The organism is Bradyrhizobium sp. SHOUNA76 (assembly GCF_023006445.1).
Classification (GTDB): Bacteria; Pseudomonadota; Alphaproteobacteria; order Rhizobiales; family Xanthobacteraceae; genus Bradyrhizobium.
In genome coordinates, this window is the sequence record NZ_JALBHA010000434.1 from 1 (window position 1) to 5,629 (window position 5,629).

Here is a 5,629-nt window from a genome sequence, read left to right on the forward strand (position 1 = left end):
GCCGACACCGATGGTGCCGATGGCGGCGCCGGCAACCCCACCGACCCCGCCGGCGCGCTGATCGACGCGGCGACGTTCGCAAAGATGAAGGCGCTAGCGCTCCAGCCGCAGGCGTACCTGGACAACAACGACGCCACCGCGTTCTTCGAGGCGACAGGGGACCTGCTGCTGCCGGGCCCGACACTGACCAACGTGAACGATATCAGGGTGATCCTGGTGGAGTGAGAGAGTTTCTCCCGTCATTCCGGGGCACGCGCAAGCGTGAACCCGGAATCTCGGGATTCCGGGTTCGATGCTTACGCATCGCCCGGAATGACTGCCTTAAAACTCGCTGGCGACCTTCGAGAGCATCGCGATGAGGGCTTCGCGGTTGGCCTGGCCGAGCAAGTCGTTCAACCGGGCCTCATGCTTGGTCGCGACGAGCTTCTTGGCGCGGGCCAGCACGGCCTTGCCCTTGTCGGTCAGCACCAGGATGTGCGAGCGGCGGTCGTTGGTGGAGCGGATCCGCGCGCAAAGGTCGCGGCTCTCGAGATTATCGAGCAGCGCCACGAAGTTAGGCCTGAGGATGCCGAGGGTGGAGGCGATCTCGGTCTGGTTACGGCCGGGATTCTTCTCGACCAGCAGCAGGACGGAGAATTGCGCCGGCGTCAGCTGGAGCGAGGCCATGCAGCGCAGGAAGTTCTCGAACACCTTGAGCTGCGCCCGCTTCAGCACGTAGCCGAGCTGTTCGGAGAGATCGCCGAGTTGGAGCGCCTCCGGTTGCGCCTCGGCCACGTCCTTGCGGCCCTTGGCCGTCTCGGGGGGCTTTTCAGAGGACTTTTCAGCGGCTTTGGAAACGGTCATCGCCTCGTGCTCGTAATCGCGTTAAATTCGGGACAGGCCGTCCGTCCCGCCCTTGATGTTATATTTGATAATTGTTATGGACCATATCAAATATCGCATGCGTTTTTCAATGGCTGTGAGCGGACCGTCCACCGCAATCGAGGGGACCGTCCGCAATCTTTAGGGGGAGCGTCCGGTCTTGAATACCACCATCATGCTGTTCCTGGTGCAGGACGGCATCACCAATGGCGCGATCTATGCGCTGCTCGGCCTGGCGCTGGTGCTGGTGTTCGCCGTTACCCGGGTGATCCTCATTCCCCAGGGCGAATTCGTCACCTACGGCGCGCTGACCTATGCCTCGCTGGCGGCGGGCCAGATGCCGGGCACGGCAAAGCTCGCAATGGCACTGGGCATCGGCGCCTTCGCCTTCGACCTGTTCGTGGCGCGCAAGGCGCTGCACGGGCGGCTGATCCTGCGCAGCGCTGCCACCAACATCGTGCTGCCGGCCATCGTGCTGGCGCTGACTATGTATTTCGCCGCTCAGAAGCCGCCGGTCGCGGTCAGCATCGCGCTGTCGCTGGTGATCGTGGCGATGATCGGCCTCTATCTCTACCGCGTCGCATTCCAGCCGCTGGCGCACACCTCCGTGCTGGTGCTGCTGATCGCCTCGGTGGGCGTCCACCTCGCGCTGCAGGGACTGGGCCTCCTGTTCTTCGGTGCCGAAGGTCAGCGCGGACCAGCCGTGCTGTCCGGCGCCTTCACCGCCGGCGCGCTGCGCTTCACCGGCCAGAGCCTCACCGTCTACGGCATCACCGTCGCCTTCATCGTCGGGCTCTGGCTGTTCTTCGGCCTGACGCTCTACGGCAAGGCGCTGCGCGCGACCGCGGTGAACCGGCTGGGGGCGCGACTCGTGGGCATCCGCACCACATTATCGGGACAGATCGCCTTCCTGCTGGCATCCGTCATCGGCGCGCTGTCGGGCATCATGATCGTGCCGATCACGACGCTCTACTATGACAGCGGCTTCCTGATCGGCCTGAAGGGCTTCGTCGCCGCGATCATCGGCGGCCTCGTCAGCTACCCCTTGACCGCCGTCGCGGCGCTGGTCGTCGGCCTCGTCGAGGCGTTCTCGTCCTTCTATGCCTCCAACTACAAGGAGGTGATCGTTTTCATGTTGCTGATCCCCGTGCTGCTGCTGCGCTCGCTCGCCGCGCCGGCGGTCGAGGAAGAGAAGGACTGACGCCAAGATGCAGAGCCGGCTTCCCATCATCGCCTTCGCAGCTCTCATGGCGGCGATCCCGTTCATCCCGGGGATGCCCCCGTTCTGGATCGTGCTGCTCGACAATATCGGTCTCGCCGCCCTGGTCGCGATGGGCCTCGTGCTGCTGACCGGCGTCGGCGGCCTGACCTCGTTCGGACAGGCGGCTTTCGTCGGCTTCGGCGCCTACACCACCGCGGTGCTGTCGACGGCCTACGGCCTGTCGCCCTGGCTGACGCTGCCGCTGTCGCTGGTCGTCAGCGGTTCGCTGGCGGTGCTGCTCGGGCTGATCACCGTCCGCCTCTCCGGCCATTATCTGCCGCTCGGCACCCTCGCCTGGGGGCTCGGGCTGTTCTATCTGTTCAGCAAGCTGGAATTCCTCGGGAGAAACGACGGCATCTCGGCAATCCCGCCGCTCTCGATCGGCACGTTCAAGATGCTCTCGCCCGGCTCGATCTATTACGCGATCTGGGTCGCCGTGATCGTGTCGGCGCTGCTGACGATGAACCTGCTGGATTCCCGCACCGGCCGCGCCATCCGCGCGCTGCGCCGCGGCCATGTCGCAGCCGAAGCGTTCGGCGTGCACACGCCGCGCGCCAAATTGCTGGTGTTCATCCATGCCGCGGTCCTGGCCGGCCTCTCGGGATGGCTCTACGCGCATCTTCAGCGCGCGGTGAACCCGACACCGTTCGGCGCCCAGGCCGGCATCGAATATCTCTTCATCGCGGTGGTCGGCGGCGCCGGCTATGTCTGGGGCGGCGTCCTGGGCGCGGCGATCGTCGTGGTCCTGAAAGAGGTGCTGCAAAGCTATTTGCCGCTGATCCTGCCCGGATCCGGACAGGTCGAGACCATCGTGTTCGGCATCATGCTGGTGGCCCTGTTGCAACTCGCCCCCGGCGGCCTCTGGCCGTGGCTGATGTCGTTCCTGCCGGAATCTACCGGTGGCAAGAAGCCCGACACCTCCCTGAAGCTGGAGCAGCGCACCCGCTCGCCCGGCCAGTCCAGCGTCCTGCTCCAGGTCGACAAGGCGCGAAAGCAGTTTGGTGGCGTCGTCGCCGTCAACAACGTCTCCTTCGACGTCCAGGCCCGCGAGATCGTCGCGCTCATCGGCCCGAACGGCGCCGGCAAGAGCACGACCTTCAACCTCATCACCGGCGTGCTGTCGGCCACCTCAGGCTCGATCTCGGTGCTGGGCAGGAAAGTCGACAAGGCGCCGCCGCAGGAGATCGTCAAGCTCGGCATCTCCCGCACATTCCAGCACGTCAAGCTGGTGCCTGACATGACCGTGCTGGAAAACGTCGCGATCGGCGCGCATCTGCGCGGCCATTCGGGGCCGATCGCCTCGATGCTGCGGCTCGACCGCGCCGATGAAGCCAAGCTTCTCGCTGAGGCCGCCCGCCAGATCGAGCGTGTCGGCCTCACTGAGCAGATGCACCACCTCGCGGGCAGCCTCTCGCTTGGCCAGCAGCGCATCGTCGAGATCGCCCGCGCGCTCTGCGTCGATCCGATGCTGCTGCTGCTCGACGAGCCGGCCGCCGGCCTGCGCCATATGGAAAAGCAGCAGCTCGCCACCCTGCTCCGTGAATTGCGCGACGGCGGCATGAGCGTGCTGCTGGTCGAGCACGACATGGGCTTCGTTATGAACCTCGCCGACCGCATCGTGGTGCTCGATTTCGGCACCAAGATCGCCGAGGGCACCCCCGCCACGATCAAGACCAACCCTGAAGTGATCAAGGCCTATCTCGGAGTGGCGGCATGAGCACGCTGTTGTCCGTCACCGACGCACATGTCGCCTATGGCAAGGTCGAGGCGGTGCGCTCGGTCTCGCTCGAGGTCGGCGACAACCAGATCGTCACCATCGTCGGCGCCAACGGCGCCGGCAAGACCACGCTGCTTTCCGCCATCATGGGCGTCCTGCCACTGAAGGGCCGCGTCACCTTTGCGGGACAGGATCTCGCCCGGCTCGACATCGAGGACCGCGTCGCGATGGGCCTCGGCCTTGTTCCCGAGCACCGCGAATTGTTCGTGACCATGAATGTCGAGGACAATCTCGAGTTAGGAGCCTTTCGCATCGAGCGAAGCAAGGCGAAAGCCTCGATGGAGCGCGTCTACACGCTGTTCCCGCGGCTGAAGGAGCGCCGCAAGCAGCTCGCCGGCACGCTCTCCGGCGGCGAGCAGCAGATGCTGGCGATGGGCCGGGCGCTGATGGGAGAGCCGAAGCTCCTGATGCTGGACGAGCCGAGCCTCGGCCTCGCCCCGATCATCGTCGCCGACATCTTCCGCATCGTCACCGAGCTGCGCGCCAGCGGCGTCTCCGTCCTGCTGGTCGAGCAGAACGCGCAGGCCGCGCTGAAGATCGCGGACCAGGCCTATGTCATGGAGCTCGGTGAGTTCGTGCTCAGCGGCAAGGCCAGCGACATCGCGGCGAACGAACGCGTCGCGGCCAGCTATCTCGGCTTCCAGCACGAAGGTGAGAGCGTGATCTGATTTCGCGGTCGCTGGCGCCGCAATGGCGATGCCCCTCCCTTCTCCCCTTGTGGGAGAAGGTGGCGCGAAGCGCCGGATGAGGGGTTCTCTCCACACGTGACACCTCTCGTGAGGAGAGAACCCCTCACCCGGCTCGCCGCTTCGCGGCGATCCACCCTCTCGCACAAGGGGCGAGGGTGCACCGAGCGTGTGGCTCGGAGATCAACCAGCCGCCTTCAGCGCTGCGACCTCCGCCTCCAACTCCGCAATCCTCGCATCCCTCATCGCCAGCGCCGTGGCAACGTCACCCGCATCGAACTTCTGTGGGATGTGTTGCGGGCAGTTGGTGTCCCATGCCGCGATCTTGAACAGGATCACCTGCTCGGGCCGGGCACGATAGCCCTTCGGCATCAGCGACGTCGTCAGTGCCTCGTCGTCCTCGATGACGCGCGCCTCGCCCCAGATCTTCACGCGGCGGCGGTGGGCGTAGTCCATCACGAAGATGTAGGCCTTGGGATTGTCCGAGAGGTTACCCTGGGTGATGAACTGCTGGTTGCCGGCGTAGTCGGCGAAGGCCAGCGTCTGCTTGTCCAGCACCTTGAGAAAGCCCTTGGGCCCGCCGCGGTGCTGGATATAGGGCTGGCCGTCCGCTGAAGCGGTGGCGAAATAGAAGCTGTTGGCGTCGGCGAGGAAGGCTTCGAGGTTGTCGTCGACCTCGGTGCGCCAGCCGCGCTGCTCGCTGCGCGCATAAGCCTCGCGCGAACCCTTGCGCGCCTGGATCACCTTCACCGCGGGCGAGAAGGCGACGTCGCTGGCATAAGTCTGTACGGCCGTCATCGGAACATCTCCTGGAATTCCGGCGCATTGCTGCGTCTTTCACGTCCCAAAATGGAGCTTTCGGCGGGTAAAACAATCGATCTGCTTGACACTTCATCGTTGCAATATATGCAATAATGCCCATGGACCGTCTCGAAGCCATGCACGTCTTCGTCACCGTCGCCGATCTGCGCGGCTTTGCGCCGGCGGCGCGCAAGCTGCGACTGTCGCCCTCGGCGGTGACGCGGCTGATCGCGGCGCTGGAGG

7 protein-coding genes are annotated in these 5,629 nt (G+C 65.2%); 5 read left to right on the forward strand and 2 right to left on the reverse strand.

What is annotated here, in order from left to right:
- Window positions 1–225, forward strand: a 225-nt coding sequence (locus MOV74_RS29945; protein WP_309486849.1) for an MOFRL family protein, incomplete at its 5' end; no start/stop codon positions are given.
- 96 nt (window positions 226–321) lie between these two features.
- On the opposite strand, the gene MOV74_RS29950 is transcribed toward MOV74_RS29945, so the two are convergent.
- Complete coding sequence (locus MOV74_RS29950; protein WP_246930306.1) at window positions 322–843, reverse strand: MarR family winged helix-turn-helix transcriptional regulator; 522 nt, start codon at window positions 841–843, stop codon at window positions 322–324.
- Between the two features lie 178 nt (window positions 844–1,021).
- On the opposite strand from MOV74_RS29950, the gene MOV74_RS29955 reads away from it, so the two are divergent.
- The 3 genes from MOV74_RS29955 to MOV74_RS29965 are packed head-to-tail and all read left to right on the forward strand — an operon-like array spanning window position 1,022 to window position 4,567.
- Window positions 1,022–2,062, forward strand: a complete 1,041-nt coding sequence (locus MOV74_RS29955) for a branched-chain amino acid ABC transporter permease (RefSeq protein WP_246930307.1) — start codon at window positions 1,022–1,024, stop codon at window positions 2,060–2,062.
- Between the two features lie 7 nt (window positions 2,063–2,069).
- Entirely contained in the window at window positions 2,070–3,839 is a 1,770-nt protein-coding gene (locus tag MOV74_RS29960) for an ABC transporter permease subunit (protein WP_246930316.1), read from the forward strand.
- Complete coding sequence (locus MOV74_RS29965; RefSeq protein ID WP_246930318.1) at window positions 3,836–4,567, forward strand: ABC transporter ATP-binding protein; 732 nt, start codon at window positions 3,836–3,838, stop codon at window positions 4,565–4,567. Before MOV74_RS29960 ends, MOV74_RS29965 begins: the two co-directional genes overlap by 4 nt.
- Window positions 4,568–4,768: 201 nt before the next feature.
- On the opposite strand, the gene MOV74_RS29970 is transcribed toward MOV74_RS29965, so the two are convergent.
- The gene (locus MOV74_RS29970) at window positions 4,769–5,383 is read right to left on the reverse strand and encodes a pyridoxamine 5'-phosphate oxidase family protein (RefSeq protein WP_246930320.1); all 615 of its coding nucleotides are present in this window, start codon (window positions 5,381–5,383) and stop codon (window positions 4,769–4,771) included.
- Window positions 5,384–5,505: 122 nt separating this feature from the next.
- Here MOV74_RS29970 and MOV74_RS29975 point away from each other — a divergent pair.
- Window positions 5,506–5,629 (forward strand): LysR family transcriptional regulator (locus tag MOV74_RS29975; protein WP_246930322.1); only part of this gene is annotated, 124 nt, incomplete at its 3' end.